This is a genomic window from Ruegeria sp. BF12, from assembly GCF_056538705.1.
The window spans coordinates 17,320-34,102 of record NZ_JBQFTP010000012.1; the positions used below are offsets into that span (position 1 = coordinate 17,320).

The 16,783-nt window shown below is 56.5% G+C and carries 17 protein-coding genes and 2 pseudogenes; 11 read left to right on the forward strand and 8 right to left on the reverse strand.

The annotated features are described in order from the left end of the window. Positions 1 to 330: 330 nt before the first annotated feature. The 4 genes from ACR0J0_RS17375 to ACR0J0_RS17390 all read right to left on the reverse strand — a co-directional run bounded on the left by ACR0J0_RS17375 (position 331) and on the right by ACR0J0_RS17390 (position 2,946). Entirely contained in the window at positions 331 to 1,737 is a 1,407-nt protein-coding gene (locus ACR0J0_RS17375; RefSeq protein WP_174819503.1) for a DUF7986 domain-containing protein, read from the reverse strand. 115 nt (positions 1,738 to 1,852) lie between these two features. Further along, positions 1,853 to 1,963, reverse strand: a complete 111-nt coding sequence (locus ACR0J0_RS17380; RefSeq protein WP_371732129.1) for a DUF6429 family protein — start codon at positions 1,961 to 1,963, stop codon at positions 1,853 to 1,855. Positions 1,964 to 2,148: 185 nt separating this feature from the next. After that, positions 2,149 to 2,400, reverse strand: coding sequence for an SH3 domain-containing protein (locus tag ACR0J0_RS17385; protein WP_408015525.1), 252 nt, complete (start codon positions 2,398 to 2,400; stop codon positions 2,149 to 2,151). A gap of 153 nt (positions 2,401 to 2,553) precedes the next feature. Then, positions 2,554 to 2,946, reverse strand: coding sequence for a GFA family protein (locus ACR0J0_RS17390; protein WP_152460663.1), 393 nt, complete (start codon positions 2,944 to 2,946; stop codon positions 2,554 to 2,556). A gap of 233 nt (positions 2,947 to 3,179) precedes the next feature. On the opposite strand from ACR0J0_RS17390, the gene ACR0J0_RS17395 reads away from it, so the two are divergent. The 10 genes from ACR0J0_RS17395 (at position 3,180) to ACR0J0_RS17440 (ending at position 12,468) form a co-directional block, all read left to right on the forward strand. Beyond that, positions 3,180 to 3,449, forward strand: coding sequence for a WGR domain-containing protein (locus ACR0J0_RS17395; protein ID WP_245220702.1), 270 nt, complete (start codon positions 3,180 to 3,182; stop codon positions 3,447 to 3,449). 527 nt (positions 3,450 to 3,976) lie between these two features. Further along, positions 3,977 to 4,381, forward strand: coding sequence for a DUF3768 domain-containing protein (locus ACR0J0_RS17400; protein ID WP_152460664.1), 405 nt, complete (start codon positions 3,977 to 3,979; stop codon positions 4,379 to 4,381). A gap of 218 nt (positions 4,382 to 4,599) precedes the next feature. Continuing rightward, complete coding sequence (locus ACR0J0_RS17405; RefSeq protein ID WP_170417794.1) at positions 4,600 to 6,465, forward strand: ParB/RepB/Spo0J family partition protein; 1,866 nt, start codon at positions 4,600 to 4,602, stop codon at positions 6,463 to 6,465. Positions 6,466 to 6,580: 115 nt separating this feature from the next. Beyond that, complete coding sequence (locus ACR0J0_RS17410) at positions 6,581 to 6,874, forward strand: type II toxin-antitoxin system RelE/ParE family toxin (protein ID WP_170417791.1); 294 nt, start codon at positions 6,581 to 6,583, stop codon at positions 6,872 to 6,874. A 5-nt stretch (positions 6,875 to 6,879) separates the two neighbouring features. Then, a complete protein-coding gene (locus ACR0J0_RS17415) occupies positions 6,880 to 7,170 on the forward strand; it encodes an addiction module antidote protein (RefSeq protein WP_152460667.1) in 291 nt (96 codons plus the stop codon). A gap of 22 nt (positions 7,171 to 7,192) precedes the next feature. Continuing rightward, entirely contained in the window at positions 7,193 to 7,735 is a 543-nt protein-coding gene (locus tag ACR0J0_RS17420; protein ID WP_170417788.1) for a hypothetical protein, read from the forward strand. Between the two features lie 683 nt (positions 7,736 to 8,418). Beyond that, positions 8,419 to 8,619, forward strand: coding sequence for a hypothetical protein (locus ACR0J0_RS17425; RefSeq protein ID WP_170417785.1), 201 nt, complete (start codon positions 8,419 to 8,421; stop codon positions 8,617 to 8,619). A 472-nt stretch (positions 8,620 to 9,091) separates the two neighbouring features. After that, positions 9,092 to 9,511, forward strand: coding sequence for a hypothetical protein (locus ACR0J0_RS17430; RefSeq protein ID WP_170417782.1), 420 nt, complete (start codon positions 9,092 to 9,094; stop codon positions 9,509 to 9,511). Further along, the gene (locus ACR0J0_RS17435) at positions 9,508 to 11,343 is read left to right on the forward strand and encodes a relaxase/mobilization nuclease domain-containing protein (protein ID WP_480665392.1); all 1,836 of its coding nucleotides are present in this window, start codon (positions 9,508 to 9,510) and stop codon (positions 11,341 to 11,343) included. The genes ACR0J0_RS17430 and ACR0J0_RS17435 overlap by 4 nt, the downstream gene beginning before the upstream one ends. An 87-nt stretch (positions 11,344 to 11,430) precedes the next feature. Then, positions 11,431 to 12,468, forward strand: a complete 1,038-nt coding sequence (locus ACR0J0_RS17440) for a hypothetical protein (protein ID WP_152460672.1) — start codon at positions 11,431 to 11,433, stop codon at positions 12,466 to 12,468. A 486-nt stretch (positions 12,469 to 12,954) separates the two neighbouring features. Here the strand turns inward: ACR0J0_RS17440 and ACR0J0_RS17445 are convergent, their stop codons facing one another. From ACR0J0_RS17445 to ACR0J0_RS17460, 4 genes and pseudogenes are all read right to left on the reverse strand, one after another. Further along, on the reverse strand, positions 12,955 to 13,485 hold the full coding sequence (locus ACR0J0_RS17445) for a gluconokinase (RefSeq protein ID WP_480665393.1): 531 nt from the start codon (positions 13,483 to 13,485) through the stop codon (positions 12,955 to 12,957). A gap of 11 nt (positions 13,486 to 13,496) precedes the next feature. Further along, positions 13,497 to 14,630 (reverse strand): Gfo/Idh/MocA family protein, encoded by a 1,134-nt coding sequence (locus tag ACR0J0_RS17450; RefSeq protein ID WP_480665394.1) that lies wholly within the window; start codon positions 14,628 to 14,630, stop codon positions 13,497 to 13,499. Positions 14,631 to 14,642: 12 nt separating this feature from the next. Continuing rightward, entirely contained in the window at positions 14,643 to 15,383 is a 741-nt protein-coding gene (locus ACR0J0_RS17455; protein ID WP_480665395.1) for a sugar phosphate isomerase/epimerase family protein, read from the reverse strand. A gap of 63 nt (positions 15,384 to 15,446) precedes the next feature. Next, positions 15,447 to 16,199, reverse strand: a pseudogene (locus ACR0J0_RS17460) (ABC transporter ATP-binding protein); the annotation flags it as partial. A gap of 2 nt (positions 16,200 to 16,201) precedes the next feature. On the opposite strand from ACR0J0_RS17460, the pseudogene ACR0J0_RS17465 reads away from it, so the two are divergent. Continuing rightward, positions 16,202 to 16,759, forward strand: a pseudogene (locus ACR0J0_RS17465) (beta-keto acid cleavage family enzyme); the annotation flags it as partial. Between the last annotated feature and the right edge of the window lie 24 nt (positions 16,760 to 16,783).

The window sequence follows — 16,783 nt, forward strand, 5'->3', positions numbered from 1 at the left end:
GCTTTCTCTCTTCACCATTTTGTGAAAGCCTGAAGCAGTTATGAGTGACAGAGTGTGCAATTTTCAGAAAACAGTGGTTCTTTCTGAACTCCAATCAGCTCTCTTGGACGGAATTTGTGATCACTGCGAGGTGACAAGTTCGGAACTGGCCAAGAGTGGAGAGGTGCTGGAAATATGTGGACAAGAGTACTGTTTCGATTATGAAACCGGTGTGTCCACGGAGACTGAAATTTTGTTGTGCCCCAGCTGTCACGAGGCAAACCATCTGGACGCGCAGCGACAGCATAACCCTTGCCACATCTCTGCAAGACGCAGCCGGGAAAACATGGGTTAGTCGATGGGTTCAGGAGGCGAAGCTTTGGAACGGTTTTTGCAAGAACCATCGCTGGTCCAATTTCGGTAGTCTGACAGACCAAGCTCGTCCCACATCCAGCCGAAATCATACTCAGCCACCGGAGAGCCGGTCTGGCGCGCGCTGCGGTTTTCGATTGTCTTCAGCCAGTCTATGACTTTCTTCCTGCCCGCCGTGCTGCGAACGGCCTGGCGCGGGGTCTTGCCATCCAGGGCAGGAATCGGCTGGTCAAGCGTATCGCGGTAATGCTGTTCGAGATATTCGTGGGCCATCTGACGGGCAAGGGCACGGGGGATGTCCTCTTCTTCTGCCACTCCGTTACTCGTGCTGTCATCCGCCATCATCTGTTCGGCGGTCTGGATTGATGTCAGCGGAGATTTCACCAGGTCGCCCAGGAGGTCCCGGACCAGGGCTTCGCCGCGTTCAGCGCGCGCTGTAGAGCTCACAGAAAGTGTGAGTGTCCGACCTTTCAGATCTAGGGACCCAAGCACGGAGGCCCCTGACATTGATTTGTCCAACACGAGGCCGGTGCCGTGCTTGGTGCCGGACGGGGTGTCGAGGTCAAGCCAGGTCCAATCCTTCTGGCCTGAGATCACGAGTTCTGCGGACTGTGTTAGCTTTTCAGATACCTGGCTTTGCGTCACTTTGCTGGCGAGGGGGAAGCGCATGTCGTGAAAGAGCAGGTTGTCGCCATCGCTGTTGCTGATTTGTGGTGGTTCCGGATCCAGTAGGTTCGGCAGATGTGCGAAGAGCCAGGCATTGGTGAAGAGGGGTGCGGAACGGTGTAGCTGATCCTGTGTCAGCCTCAGTTCAACGTCGGGGTTCAATTTCAACACGGAGCGGAGCCCGTCTTCAAAAAACGCGACGGTGTCGGGGTCGAATGGGAGCAGCGCCCCCGAGATCACGTTATAATCCCCCTGTGCGACAACCCGAGCTGCGATGCGATCCCATCGCTGCAGCATCTGCGTCGCGCTGTGTTCCCGGACGGTAACCGGCTCTGCGTCCGAAAGCATGTTGCGCAAGACCATGGATCTGCCGGGGTCTACCTCGCTCACCTCATAAAGGCTGACCGACGCGTCCCGCAATCCTTTGATATAGGCGCGGGTCTGCGCACTCTCCTTGGAACCGCTCCCTTTCAGATAAGCATCCGCAGCGTTTTCGGCGTCCGCTCCGAATGTCCTGCCCAGCAAATCTTCCAGGCCACCACCCCACAGGACCATCGGCCAATCCTCGCCCAGCAAGTCGCCCAGATCCTCGAACTCAAGATCGAAGGCCTCGAGCGCTGGCAGAAAATGCTCGTCCAACACATCAGCGAGCCGCTCATGCCAAATCTCGTCACGGGTGATAAACCCGATGAGCCCACCAAGATCGTTCCCCGTTGTCATCTTCAGCTTCTCCCTGTTTGCCGGACAGGGGCGATTTAGCGCAGATTGCAACCGCCAGCCAGCCCACACGCGTATGCAGACCTGCGTTACATGGAGGGACTTGTCATGGCGAATGCTATGTCTTTGGCTCCCGCCCAAAAAGCTCTGTGAAAAGCTTTTCGGAGCGGCGCAGGCCTTCATCGGTCAGTACCACCGATTTTGCCTTTCCAACCGGGTCCAGGATCAATCCGTTACGGTGCAGGCGATCAAGCGCTCCCCAGTCAAAGCCTTAGGGCCGTCCTGAACCCAGCGAATTCGGGGATGTTGCGAGCCGCTTCGACGACGGGTGTGAGCCCAACTAGTGGATTCGTCAGGGCGTTTCCGCCGGTATTCTATGATTGCTAAAAGATGGTGGTGCTGATCGCTGTCGTATTAGATTTTCCGCAAATATGCCCAAGAGACGTATCCCTTAAGCTTGCGCGCGCGCTCCAAAGAGACGCGGCACCAACGGGTGCCACCGGTCTGCTCACAGCCGTGAACTCGTAGTGCGGTTCCATTTGGAAGACCAACGATCACATTGAACCCTGTTCCAGGCCCACTGCGCATTTTTAGCATGTCACCGTCTTCGACGCCAAAAACCTCATATGTTCCGAGTGACGCGGCCGCCGCCGGTTTAACGTCCATGACGACCCCCAGGAACAAAGCCATTAGGGGTAAAAAGATTGCATTGCGCATCGCGATGTCCTGCTTATTGCCTCAACGACAATCGTAGCAACTCGGGTCACCAAGAGGAACAACTCCAAGACAGAAATGTAGGTGATACCAAAGCTTCAAACGCTACATTTCTTCCAAATGGTGGGGAACCCTGGCCCAGTTGGGGGCATCTTTCACAAAAACCTTGCTCGTTGGCTTGAAGTTGTTTGGCTCATCCAATGTCCCAGCCGCAATGCTCGTCAATCCGAAGGCTGTCACGCCCCACAGGCCTGATCCGCAGGTGCCACAAAAATGCTTGATGACAGGTCGACCTTCCTTTGAGGTCTTCTCAAAGGTCCGTGGTTTGCCTTTCAGCAGCTGCAGGTCTTCCGACTTTATCATGTACCCGGCATAACCGTCCGTTCCGGTCATCGATAGGCAATCACTGCAAAAACACATGAGTTGCATTACTGCGCTGCCAGTGACCTGGTATCGAACCTCACCGCAAAAACATCCGCCTTCCAAGATTTCAGCCACGTTGCCTTCATCCTTCTATTTCGTTTTGCAAGATATGAGAAAACCGTACCTACTCTGGCCAGTGGTCACAACGGTTCCAGCAGCGGAATGTGGAATGGTGCCAATATGAGCTCCTGTACCTGGATGGGTACGAGGCAAGCATCAGACAGATTGAGTTGTCGAATGTTTTCATCACGGTTCTGAATCCTTGCCAATTGACTGTTCCAGCAAAGTCATTGGACAGACGAGCTTTATTGATCGACAATCGCGTCATGGAGCTGACAGACACCACACCTGTGCACCTGATCCATGTGGACCCTGAGATCAACATGGCGCGGTTCTATGGCATCGAGTTGCAGCCGACGTTGTTTGGGGAGGTTTCAGTGCTTCGTACCTGGGGGCGTATTGGCACGAACGGGCAAGCCATGATGGTGACGTATGATGACGAAGCCCTGGCTAGTGAAGCGCTCCACAATCTCGAAAAGCAAAAGCTCCGTCGAGGGTATGTTCCGGTCGGTGAGTGACTTCGGGCTGCAGTCTGTTTCTGTGGCAAATCCCGAGCCTTTCGGCTCGTGAGCAGGCTCTAGGTTTCAGCCGACGTATCGGCTTCCACCCAGAACACCCCAGAATGATCTCCCTGTCCCAGTAGCCCCTGACCCGTCTCTTGCGAGCCGGGGCAGGGGCTTTGGGTCATGGTCGGTCCATGCCGTGGTGATCTGCCCATTCGGGTGACGGTCCCTTTTGCGCTCACGCAGGATCAGAGATCCTTTGTCCTTTCCTTGTGGGTCAGGCGGGATTTGGACAAGCCAAACGCTACCTTCCGTAAGGGGGAAGGCGCGGCCTCCCCCCTCGGACAAGACAAATAGACAATACCGTGTCCTCGCGCGCCTGCGCTGCGGGCCGCACCACTCTTGTCGATTGGTCCTGTCTCGCCCCTCTCCGCGTTCGCCACGGGGCAGGTTTTAGAGACGACGCCCTTTCAGGGCTCGGCTCAAAACCAGCACCAAAGGGGATCAACCCCAGAGGTCGCACCACAAAAGGAGAGACGGTTTTGGACATTGAAAAGACAAAAGACATCGACACTGACACCAGCCTGCAGGCGGCAGAGATTGCGACCCAGAATGACCTATTTCGGAAAGCGCTGATCGATCCGACTGCGGCAATCGAGATGCATTCTAAGGGAATTCAGGGTCAGGTATTTGTCACGCCCGGCGTGTCAGGTGAAGGGATGGAGTTCCAGACTGCAGCTTTGGCAGCGGTGGCGTCGGATGACCAGTTTGACGAGGGCAATGACCCCTATGGCGATCACACCTTTGGGGCGGTGACAGTCCGTGACCAGAAGCTGTTCTGGAAGATCGATCTTTACGACACGGACTACACGTATGGGTCCGACCGGCCGTTTGACACGTCAGTGACGCGCCGCGTTCTGACCATCATGTGCCCCAGCGAATACTGATCTCAATCCCAAACCGGAAAGGAGGTGAACACCATGAGCAATGAAATCTTGCAGCAACGTATCGCAGAAGCGTGGGCGCTAATCAGGAAGGGCGACAATTTCCACATCGCGCGCCGCTTCCTGATCCAACACGCAGCCATCTAAACGGCTCCGCTCTACCCCGGAAGGGGTAGGGCACCCTTAACACGATCTCAAACACTCAAACAAGGATTTGCCCCATGAGCAAAGTCGAAACATTCACCGCACCGGAAACCATCGAAACCGTATCCCTGTCCGATCTCTACCTGTCTGACATCAACCCACGACAGGAGGTTGGTGAGGAAGGTATTGCACTTCTGGCCGACAGTTTGGTTATGTGTGGCTTGATCCAGAACCTCAGCGGGTTGCGCGATACCGATGGCAAAGTCGCAATCGTTGCCGGTGGTCGCCGCCTACGGGCTCTGAACATCGCCGTGACTGAGCGCGCTGATCTGGCACAGGTTCCCGTTAAGGTCACGGACAATCCCTTCGTGGCTGAGCAATGGGCCAATGCGGAGAACACCGCCCGTGAAGAACTGGACCCTGTGGACGAGGTCCGTGCTTATGGCAAAATGGCCGAGAAATCTCTGTCTATTGCCAAGATCAGCAATGCGTTTGGCGTGACCGAATCCCATGTGCGCCGCCGCCTCGCGCTTGCCAGTCTGCCCGCCGCCGTTCTGGATGCGCTCAAAGCCGGTGAGATCAGCATGGGGCTGGCCAAGGCCATGACCGTCAGCACCGAAGAAGAGAAAATTCTGGAGGTTCTGGAACGGGCCAAAGAATGTCGGTGGTTCAGTGAGCATGATGTCAAACAGGCACTGACGTCGGAGGCTGTTAGCAGCACTAGCCGCAAGGCCGTATTTGTCGGGCAGAAGGCTTATGTTGAGGCGGGCGGCACCGTCACCGCTGATCTGTTTGCCGATGAAACCCTATTCAATGAAGGCGCGTTACTGGATCGTCTGTTTGCCGAGAAACTGGCGGTAGAAGCGGAAAAACTGCGCGACGCGGAAGGCTGGGACTGGGTGGACACCCATGAGGAAAGCTACATTCCCTATGGGTTCTCGGGTACGAAAGACATGCACCGTTTGGACATGGTGAGCCGGGACTTCACCGAAGGACAGGCCGAACGGTATGACGAACTTGCCGAACTCTATGAGGGTGAGGCTCTGGACGCGGATGGTGAAAAGGAGCTGGCCGCGCTTGAGGACTATACGGCGCCGTTCTATTCTGACGCGCAGCGCAAGCTGTCCGGCGTGTTTGTCTATGTCACCAACAATGGCGAGATCAAAACATCCCCGGCCTATGTCGCGGCGGAACATGTTCAGGCTGCCATTGAGGCTGGTGTTCTGGCCCCGGTCAAAGAACCGGAGATCAAGGAAGAACCAAAACCAGTTTATTCGCAGAAGTTCATCGACGACATGGTGGCGATCCGGCTGGCAGCGGTTCAAACGGCCCTGCTGGACAAGCCTGATTATGTGTTGAGCCTGTTTGCTTTCTTTGCCACCCCGGCCTCCGGTCTGAGCAGCAATCTGTTTGGGTTTGGCTATGGTGGTGCCGAGCGGAACACACCCGAGATCGATGACCAGTTCATCCTCGACCCGCGTCTTGGCGGAGAACGGGATGAAGCGGCACAGGCAGCCTATGACCAGTTCCACGAGATTGCCGCACAAGGCAGCGTGGAAGCGTTCAAAGCGTTTCGCGATCTGGGCAAGAAGACCCGCAATGGTGAGATCACGGGTTTTCTGGCCCGGCGGTTTCTGACCCAACGCCCGGAGTTCATGGCGGAGATCGAGGCTGAGATCGAGGCTGACATGCGCGCGATCTGGACCCCTTCGGCTGAAAACTGCTTCAAGCGTCTGAAAGGCTGGCAGCTGGATGATCTCTACAAAGACCTGCTGGACCTGCACATCGACGCCGACATGTTCAAAGCCTTCGCGAAATCCAAAAAGGGTGCCAAGAACGAGGCGCTGCACAAGCTCTTCAATGATCCAGAGCATCAAAAGGCACTGGGCGTGACCGAGGCACAGAAAGCCCGGATCGATGCATGGGTGCCGGATTGCTTCTGAAACTGGCAGGGCAGGGCGCAACGCGCCCTGCTTTTCAGCAATGATTTTTGATTTTAGTTCAATGGTATAGGTTGTTTTGACTTGAAAGGTTGTAGCCTGTAGGCTACATATAGGTATGATAGAAATTCGTAAGACGGACCTGTTCGACAAGTGGCTCAAGGGCCTGAAGGACCAAAGGGCGAGAGCCAGGATCTTGGTTCGCATCACGCGGTTGAGCCTGGGCAATCCCGGTGATGTGAAACCGGTTGGTGAAGGTGTGAGTGAACTGCGTATCTCCGAAGGGAAGGGGTATCGCGTTTACTATGTGTCGCGCGGTGACGTTTTGATCGTTTTGCTGTGCGGGGGAGACAAGTCATCCCAGCAAGCCGACATCAAAACCGCCAAGGCGATGGCAAGAGAGTTGGAGTGAAAAACATGGGTGTCAAAACAACGAAGTTTGAAGCGGCTGACTATCTGGACAGCCCGGAAGCCATTCAAGCCTATCTTGAAGCGGCTTTTGAAACCAGCGACACGGCGCTGATCGCGTCGGCACTTGGCGATGTTGCCAAGGCCAAAGGTATGTCGAGTGTGGCCGACAAATCTGGTCTGTCTCGGGAAAGCCTCTACCGCGCACTTAGCGAAAATGGCAATCCCGAGTTTGGCACGGTGCTGAAAGTGCTGAGCGCTGTGGGTGTGACGCTCACCCCGAAAATGCACGTGAATTAACCCACTTTAAAGGCTATCCACCATGTCCACCGATGCAGCTCCGTCTACGGTTGAAAAAGCCGCCCGCCGCGTCTGGAAATCCGCGCAGATGTTCGTCGGGTTTCATACAGACCAGAAGGGCAAGCCGCGCACACAGCCGAAGCTCTGGCCGCCAAAAAACGGGAGCGCGTCGATCCATGGTGATCCCAGCGCGCAGGAGGCCATCGTGGTCGTCAAAGCCGCTGATCCGGACGAGGTACAGGACGTGCAGATCAAGCTGCACCCAAACCGCATTGTTGTGCGCCGCGATGCAGATGCCTGGTGGCAGGGTGTCGCTGTAGATGAGCATACCGTGACGGTCCGAATGGCCGACAACACGATCATCGAAATCCGCCATGACGGATCGGTGAAGCGGCGCTCGGCAGAGGACGAAACCCATGTTGAAGCAGATGGCAGCATCTTCAAGTTCACGGAATTTGCCGAGGCGCATATGACGGGTGACGGGGTGGAAATGACCCGCCGCACAGAGGATCGCATTGCCACGATCACAGCTGACGGTGTTGTCGATCGCGCGCGCAAGCGTTAGCCTGTAAAGAATACCTCCAGATTTTCCTTTGGTTAAACTCGTGGCCCGCTTCGGTGGGCCTTTTTCTTGGCGTACTCATCACTGTATCTGCCCGTGCGCCGGTCTCGCCCCGCGACAGCGCTTGAGAGAGTTCTTGCGGATTACCGGGGCGTCCTACCGAACCCGCCAATCCAAATTGAGTCCGGCTGTTTACCTGATCCGCACAAGCACGGACCAGGGCCGGACCGTCCGGTCTTTGGCCTCCGCCAGTTGGATAGGGCGGTTTGCACCGTCCGTCATTCTTCATCCTTTGCGACGACGGTCATACCGACCCAGAAGGGCAACCCCCAACTTAGAACTGAGCGCCGCGCCTGTGTCGGATCGAGGTGATGTTGCCGCCATCAAAGACATCGTTTTGTTCAGATGTTCCGCGCGCAGCGATCCCAGAAAGCCTTGCCTTTCACCAGGTCTGACAGTTTCAAGTACGTTGCCGGAGAAGATCCTCGGCTGCGGTGTTTCTGAAGGGATGAACATAAGCGGGCAGTCGGGGAAGACGCGCGGCGCCCGGGCCGGGCGCCGCGCTTCAACAAGGAATGTCCCCTGCGCCTGCGGCGCATTCCGCGCGGATCAAATTCCCTGCTGACATCCCCTTGATGCCCGCTTTTCCCTTGTTCATCGAAACACGCCATAGCGAGGATCAAACAATGGCAACTCAAACTCTGAAACTGAGCGTCAAGACCGGTGAAAAAGAAGGCAAGACATTCTGGGATCGATGCGGGGTGCTCTTCGTCAATACCGATGAGACCGGCACCATCACCTCGATCCAGGTCAAGCACAGCATGTTCCCTGGCGTTGAGATGGTGGCCTTCCCGAAGCGCACCGATGACGATCCCGTCACCGAATGACGGGAGGGCAGGGCGGCGCAAGCCGCCCTTTCTTCTGCTCCGGCCGCAGGCCGGACCACATATGCGCCACAGGTGGCGCGCGGTCCTAAGACCGGGCAGGGGTGCCGACCTGCCCCAATGCGGCAGCAGACAACCCTGCCACACCCGCCGCGAAAGCGGCGGGACATTGAGCGCGCTGAGGCGCGCGGAAAATGCCATACTGACCTTGAACGTGCCGGTATGTGACGGGCGCTGTTCGGGCAGCTCCCGCTTTGCGTGATTGCCCTGCGCCGGTCCACCGGCACCCACGCCTGCTGGCTGGAAAAGGGGCAGGACCCTTTTCCCGGCGTGGAGATTGCCTCCAAGAGCAAAACTGTTCCGGGGGCAATTTGAGAAAATACGGATTTCTAAAATCACCCCCGGTTTCCTCTTGGAGAGTATGACAGGATAAGGTAGTTGTGTTACAAGTCATAAAAACAACCAGAGGTATACATTGAGCAAGCCCGGCGACACCACTGTCTTTTCCGTTCGATTGCCGTCAGATGCGTTGGTGCGTTTGGAGGAGGCCGTGCAGTCGCTTGGGGCCAAGAGCCGCAACCAGATCATCCAACGACTGATCTATCGTCTGATCGGGTATCTCGATCCTGACCCGGCCGTTGTCGATCTCTGGCAGACGCACTTGCGGCAGGTTCAGGGTGGATACACCAACCTCAATCAGCTCGCAAAATCGGCCAAACGCGGTTCGGTGATCTGGACCGATGACGACCGGCGCGATGTCGAAAACCTCCATCGTGCGATCATCCAGCACCGGCAAGACCTGAAGGCGCTGATCACCGCGGCCCGCCGAAACCGAGAGCCAGACTCCGCCATTCGCCGAATCTTGCGCGACGATGAGAGGACATCTGAAGCATGAACGTCGCGGCTCACAATTTGACGGCAGGGGACTTTCTGGAGCTAGCCTTCCGGGAAGCGCAGAAGGGTATCGATCGGTCCAAGCAGATCAGCCAGCAGCTGCAAACCGCCAAGCGCATGAAGTTCATGATCTCGCGGGCCTCATCCATCAAGGCGCGGCTTGGTGCTGTGGTTGGAAAGCCCGAGGCGGTTGTGAAACACGTCCGCAAAGGTGGGGTGAAAAAAGCGCATGAGCTGCGCCGCCAGATCAATTACCTGACCGTCAGGGCAGAGGGCGTGTTGGACATCCGCGACAATGGTGTGACCCCGCTCGATGCCGATCAGGTGAGTGATCTGATCGAGACCTGGGCCGAGGATTTCAACGGGAAAACCAACTATGGTTATACCCGTCACATGATCGTTTCTTTTCCCGAAGGCACCTATCCGGATGCCGCGCATGAGGCCGGTTTGGACTTCGCGGATCGCCTGTTTGGGAGCGGTGATTTTGGCGATACCTGGGACTATCTGACCGTGTTCCACAACGACACTGACAACCCCCATGTCCACATCGTTGTGAATAACCGAGGCGTGGAACATGGGCAGTGGTTGGCTATGGGTATGAGCAGCGACATGAACATCGACGTTCAGCGCTCTATCCAGGTTGAGGTTGCCGAAGGATACGGAATTGAGCTGACCGCAACGACCCGCCTTGAGCGCGGTTTGCGGCAGGAAGTTGAGACCGACACGTGGAAGGTTCAGGCCGGACTGTCTGTTGTTGAAAGCACTCCGGAGGTTGAAGTTACGGCCCGCGACATGGCCGGTGATGTGATGACACTCTCCATCGCAAGAATGTCGGATCTGTTTGATGAGCGCGCCAACGCTGTCAAAGACCGGATCGAAGAGTTTGCCATCCAACTCGTTGAAAGTGAGGAACCTATGGTATCGAGAATGGAACATCTGCTGGATCAAGCCCATCATTTTGATGATTACGGCGAGCCAGGAGACCCGTCTTATGTGTCGCCCGAAGTCATGAGCAACTTGCGGCGACACATCGAATTAGGCGGTTCTGAGGAAACAATCGCACCCGAGCTGAAGGCTCAGGTTGTTGCCCATATCAGCGACGTTCGGGACAACGAACAGAGCCATCCGTATCTGTCTGCCCTTGCTGATATTGTCGATGACAAGGCGTTCCAGTCGTCCGCTGATTATGCCCCGGCAGCACGCCGGTACGAGGTCTATATACAGGACACCTTGGGCAAGGGGGCCTATGAGGACTTCCAGACTCAGACCAAAGAATTGCTGCAATCCATCGACAAGATGGAAGGGCTGGCCCGTGAGGTTGACGACCCTCATCTGCGTGTCGCTATGGATATTCAAATTGGCGAGTTGAAGGGCGACGTTGCGGACCTGCGCACCAACGATCCGGACCTTCAAGCCTTCATCATCGAGGACCGCCGCTATTCAACGATGATGGGAATGGGCACTGCCGAAATGGATGTCTTGGATTATTCAGAGGCCGGCAAGTGGGCAGCGATCCGCAAAGAAGTCACCGACACGGCCAGCAGCTACGGCCTCGATGGCGAGGCGTTCGTTGCCCGCTTTGGCGATCATCAGAACGTCACCCTGGGTACAACAATGGGATGGCGCAGCGACGACATTTCGACCGCCGCTGCCCACTTCCAGGCTCAAGGATTGTCGGACAGCCGCGACCGCGCAGAGGCCGTTGTTGACGAGCTGCACCAGCTTGCTTCTTCCAAGATCATCGCAATCTCAGAAGAACTTTCAGACGTTCACGCCCACGCAACGCAACCGCTCTTGCAAGGGCGGGGCGACGATGACGGACACAGCCTATAAGGAGTTCACCCGGTCTGCCTGATGAGCGCGCCAACGCCGTAGGTAGATCCATCAAAGAGTTTTCCATCAACTCGCAAAGGAAAAACTATGGTTTCGCGTACAGACTATCTTTTGAACGAAGTCGAACACTTCGCACCCTATTCCCAATTCGATCAATCTGCCCCGCGCGAGGATCGCGTTTCAGAGCAGATCGACATCATCATGAAAGAGCAGCAGGCGATGGGCTATGATCGTGCAGCCATTGCTTCAAAGAGCTTCGACATCGAGGACCAGGCCAACCGCCGTGTTGACGAACACACGGCGCAAAAAGATCTGGTCGAAGAACTGAAAATCGAATTGGAGGCTGCGGAGCGGTCAGGGGAGCCGGTTGATCTGAACGACATGCAGGCTTTGGTTTCTCAGCACATGAACGACGCTCAGGAATACGACTTGTATCACCCTTACTATTCGTCCCTTGCGGATCTGTCCGGCGACAAAGGCTTTCAGGATTCCGACGACTACCAGTCGCCCGGTGATCGCTATGTTCAGTATATGCAATCCGCTCTGGGGCAGGCCGGTTTCGAGAACTACGAACAGCAGACCAAGGACATTGTGAACTCCATCGAAAACATGGAGGCACTTGCACGAGAGGTCGAAGATCCGCATCTGCGTGCTGCAATGGACGTGCAGATCGGAGAGCTGAAGGGCGATGTTGCCGAGCTACGCCCATACGACACCGACCTGCAGGCATACACTGTTGTCGACGACAGCTACACCACATCCATGAATGCGGCCGAGTTGGATAACCTGGACCCCTCCGAGGCCGAAAAATGGCTGGCAGTGCGTGACGACATTGTTGCAACCGCCAACAGCTTCGGACTCGATGGAAACAAGTTCCTGGCCCGCTACAACGATCATGACAGCGTTTCAGTCGGCACCACTGCGACTTGGCGAGACGCGGACATTTCCACCGCTGCCGCCCATTTCAACAGCCAAGGCGTTCCGGACAGCTACGAGCGCGCGGAGGCCGTTGTTGGTGAGCTGCACCAAGTTTCATCCAGCAAGATTGCCGCCGTGGTGCAAGAGATTGCCCATACCCGCGAACAGGCTACCCACGTCCATGAGTATGATGGACACAGTCTTTAACCACGGAGGACATGATAGATGATTGTTCGCGCCGGTGAATGTGTTGCCGGGAACAGCGAGACCACCGGGTTGGAGTAATGTGGGGTCTGTTCCGATTGGGACGGACTCTTGTCCTTGGACATTCCGGGCATTCGCTGCACCACGTTTGAATAGGCAAGAAGCGGACACAGCCGCCATTTGCTCATGCAGCTATTGCTGACGCAGCATCCGCTGGCAGGTGAAGCACACTTTTCGCCGCGTTGCAGCCGATGTCGCCGGAGCGGTCATTCAGGTGCATAGATTTGGCTGGAAACGAAACTACACTTTCGCGGTGAGACAAGTCATTACGATCTTGTACTCAGAGCATTCGCTGACCGTCTCTGAGGCGCCGGAAAACCTCACAAAGTCGCCATCACGGCCGTCGCCCGCAAGCCTGTGATCATTGCCAGCGCTCTCGTCAAATCAGGTCAGGAGCGGTCATCGCAAACCGCTGGAGAGATACAGTTGCTAGCCACAAACCGATTTGGCAGCTGCTTCGACGGCATCCTCGACCGTCGGCATAGGAGCAGCGGCATCTATCACGATAGCGCCCTCATTTTTGAGCGGCCGCTCCAGATTTGCGAATTGGGCATCCAGCAAAGATGCTGGCATAAAATGGCCCCTGCGCGACGCCATACGCTGTGCAATGGCATCGCGACCGGCATCTAGAAATATGAACTTTAAATGCCCCACGTGGGTGCGAATCAGGTCACGATACTGCTGTTTGAGGGCAGAGCAGGCCAGAACGACATGCCCCTGACGTCGGGCGGTTTCAGCGGCCTCACACAATGCATGAAGCCACGGCAATCGCATCTCATCATTGAGCGGGATACCCCGTTTCATGGCCCTTCGATTGGCGTCCGAATGGTAATCGTCGGCTTCAATGAATTGAGCGTCCAGTCGCTCCGCGAGACTGCGTGCGATAGTGGTTTTGCCAACACCGGACACGCCCATAACAATAAAGACATGATTTCGTGTGGCCTTTGGGGGTTCAACCATAAGAGTGCAATTCAAATGAGTAGAGCGCGGGCTTGATCCGGGAGCAACGCATCCGGACGTTCGCAAGCAGTGACCATATCGATCCAGCGTCGTTCTTCAGCGGACTGAAGGATTGCGGTCATTATCTCGACCACGTGAGTCGCTAGTTCCAAGCTGCAACGATGTGGCCTTCCCGTGGCGACGGCCACGGCCATATCCGCAAGTCCTGCACAGCGGTAGTTGGCACGGTCATTCCCTTGCCCGTCCTTGGCATTGGGGATCTCAAATGCATGATTGCGAGACGCAATAGCGGTGGTATCGCCGTCCTGCTTGGCTAGATAAACCTCTCCTCCAAAGAAATTTGGATCAGGAAGGTACAGCGAACCGTCAGTTCCATAAAGTTCCATATTCTCATGGCGATGGGCGCAAACATCCCAACTTGCGCCAAGGGTGATCAGCGCGCCGTTTTCGAATTCAAGTACGGCGTGAATATTGGTCGGCGTGTCCACAGGCACGGTTTCGCCCTCGCGCGGGCCATTGCCGATGGTGCGGCTCGGAAAGCTGGCCGAAGCCATGGCTGTCACCGCTTTCACCGGCCCAATGAGTTGCACCAGGTTGGTCACATAGTAGGGTCCGAGATCAAGAATGGGCCCGCCACCGGGCTGGAAAAAGAAGTCCGGATTGGGGTGCCAAGCCTCCATTCCGCGCGACATTACGTGACAGGTACCACCGATGATGTCCCCGACCAGATTTTCGTCAATGACCGCACGAGCAAGTTGATGGGCACCGCCTAGGAAGGTGTCCGGCGCCGACCCGACGCGCAGACCTTTTTCCGCCGCAAGGCTCCGCAGGGCTTCGCCTTCTTCCAGGGTCAGCACAAAGGGCTTTTCGGAATAGGCGTGCTTGCCTGCCTCTAGAGTCCGTTTGGTCACATCGAAATGCGCCGCCGGGATCGTCAGGTTGACGATGATCTCTATGTCATCGGCAGCCAGCAGATCGTCGATCGTATCGGCGCGAACCGAAAACTCTTCCGCACGCAACTTGGCGACATCCATGTTCAGATCGGCAACCGCCCGCACCTCCAGCGCCTTAAAGAGCGGCGCGAGCTTGAGGTAAGAGGTCGAGATATTGCCGCAGCCGATGATGCCGACACCAACAGTCTTCATGTCTGTGATCCCTCAAAATGCCTGAACGGTGGCCAGCGACCGGGTGGCCATGCGGACATGGTCATTGGGGTTGTCATGTTCGATGACGTAACGCTCGACCCCGGTGGCATCCATGGCCTGCTTGATCGCGGGCCAGTCCATGATGCCGTGACCCACATCGGCCCAGCCGCTTTCATCGGCATTCTCGCCTTCGGGCGCGCGGTCCTTGACATGCACGGTGGTGATGCGGTCGGCATATTTCGTCAGCCATTTCGCCGGATCGTGACCGGCCACTTTGACCCAAGCCAGATCAAGCTCAAGCATGATGTCATCAGAGGCTGCCGCGATGATATCGAGCGGCATTTGCCCGTCAACGGGCACCAACTCGAAATCGTGATTGTGCCAACCGTATTCCAGCCCGGCAGCGATGATCGGCTCGCCCGCCTTGGCCAGACGCGTCGCGAAGTCCTGCCAACCGGCCAATGTGGTCGGGCGCTCGGCAGGCGGGATGAAGGGCACGATCACCGATTTGATCCCAAGGGCCTTGGCAATCTCGATCGCCTTTTCGGGCTCGTTTTCGACCAGATCAGGCGCGAAATGGCCCGTCGGCATGGTCATGCCATGCGTCTCGAGCAATGCTTTGGTCTTGGCCAGGTCTTCATAGTAAGGGCCGACGCCTTCGACCTCTTTTACGCCCAGCTCTTCAAGCATCTTGAAGGTTTCTCCAACGTCCCAATTGCGCGACGAATAGAGCTGATAGGAAATAGAAGGCATGATCTGTCCTTTTAGATCAGGTTAAGGGTTGGCCATTCGGCCCTTTTTGGGATTGGAAAGCGCTTAGAGCCGCAATTCCGATTGAATATCGAAGAGCGAGGATTGTGACAGGTCGAAACCAAGTCGCAGTTTCTCACCGACCTTCACATCGGCCTGCCCCTCCATGCGCACGCGGAAATGGTTGCCCGCAACAACGCAATCCACGAGCTTGTCTGAGCCAGTTGGTTCAATCAGGTCGATATCCACGTCGATCTGATAGGGCGCGTTCTGCACAAGCTCTCCGGTGACCACATGTTCGGGGCGGATACCCAAGGTCGCAGGGCCTTCGACCGAACCTTCCGAAGAGAATTCGTAGCCGGACAGCGGGATCTTCTGCTCGCCCACTTCGAAGTGACCGTCCTTGATCTGGCCATCCATGAAATTCATTGACGGCGATCCGATGAAGCCCGCCACATATTTGTTGACCGGGCGGCTGTAGATTTCATCAGGGGACGACAGCTGCATGATCTGACCGCCCCGCATGATCGCGATCCGATCGGCCAGCGTCATCGCTTCGATCTGGTCGTGGGTGACGTAGATCATGGTGTTTTCGAGGTTCTGGTGCAGGCGCTTGATTTCGACCCTCAGATCTGCGCGTAGTTTCGCATCGAGGTTCGACAACGGCTCGTCAAACAGAAATACATCGACGTCGCGCACCAACGCACGCCCGATGGCCACACGCTGACGCTGACCACCGGACAGGGCGGCAGGTTTGCGTTTCAAAAGCGGCTCGATTTGCAGGATTTCCGAAGCGCGTTTGATCCGCTCGGCGATCTCACAAATACAAGGACTTCAAGTTCGACTGGGAGCGCGCTCATCTGGAAGGATCACGCGATCTGGTTTTCCGCAACTCTTTTCAGGACATCGAATATGTTCTGGAAACCTGCTACGGCAACGGCACGCGGTTCGAGTTCGAATGTTACGACATCTCGCATCTCTATAACCTTGCGCATTTCGCCGATCGGGGATTGGTCAGGGCACCTTTCTTCGTGCAGTCGGTGTTTGGCCTCTTGGGCGGGATCGGCCCGCACCCCGAAGACGTGATGCACATGAAACGCACGGCGGACCGGCTCTTTGGCGATGATTTCCGCTGGTCGGTGCTGGGCGCCGGATCGAACCAGTTCCGGATTGCCGCGCAAGCCGCCGCCCTGGGTGGCAATGTGCGCGTCGGGCTGGAAGACAGCATCTGGGCCGGCAAGGGCGAGTTGGCTAACTCAAATGCCGTTCAGGTCACCAAGGTGCGCCAGATCATCGAGGGCCTTGGCCTGTCGGTCGCGACACCCAATGAAGCCCGCGAAATTCTGTCGCTGAAGGGCGGCGATCAGGTCAATTTCTGAAGAGATTATTGGGAGGGAAAACAT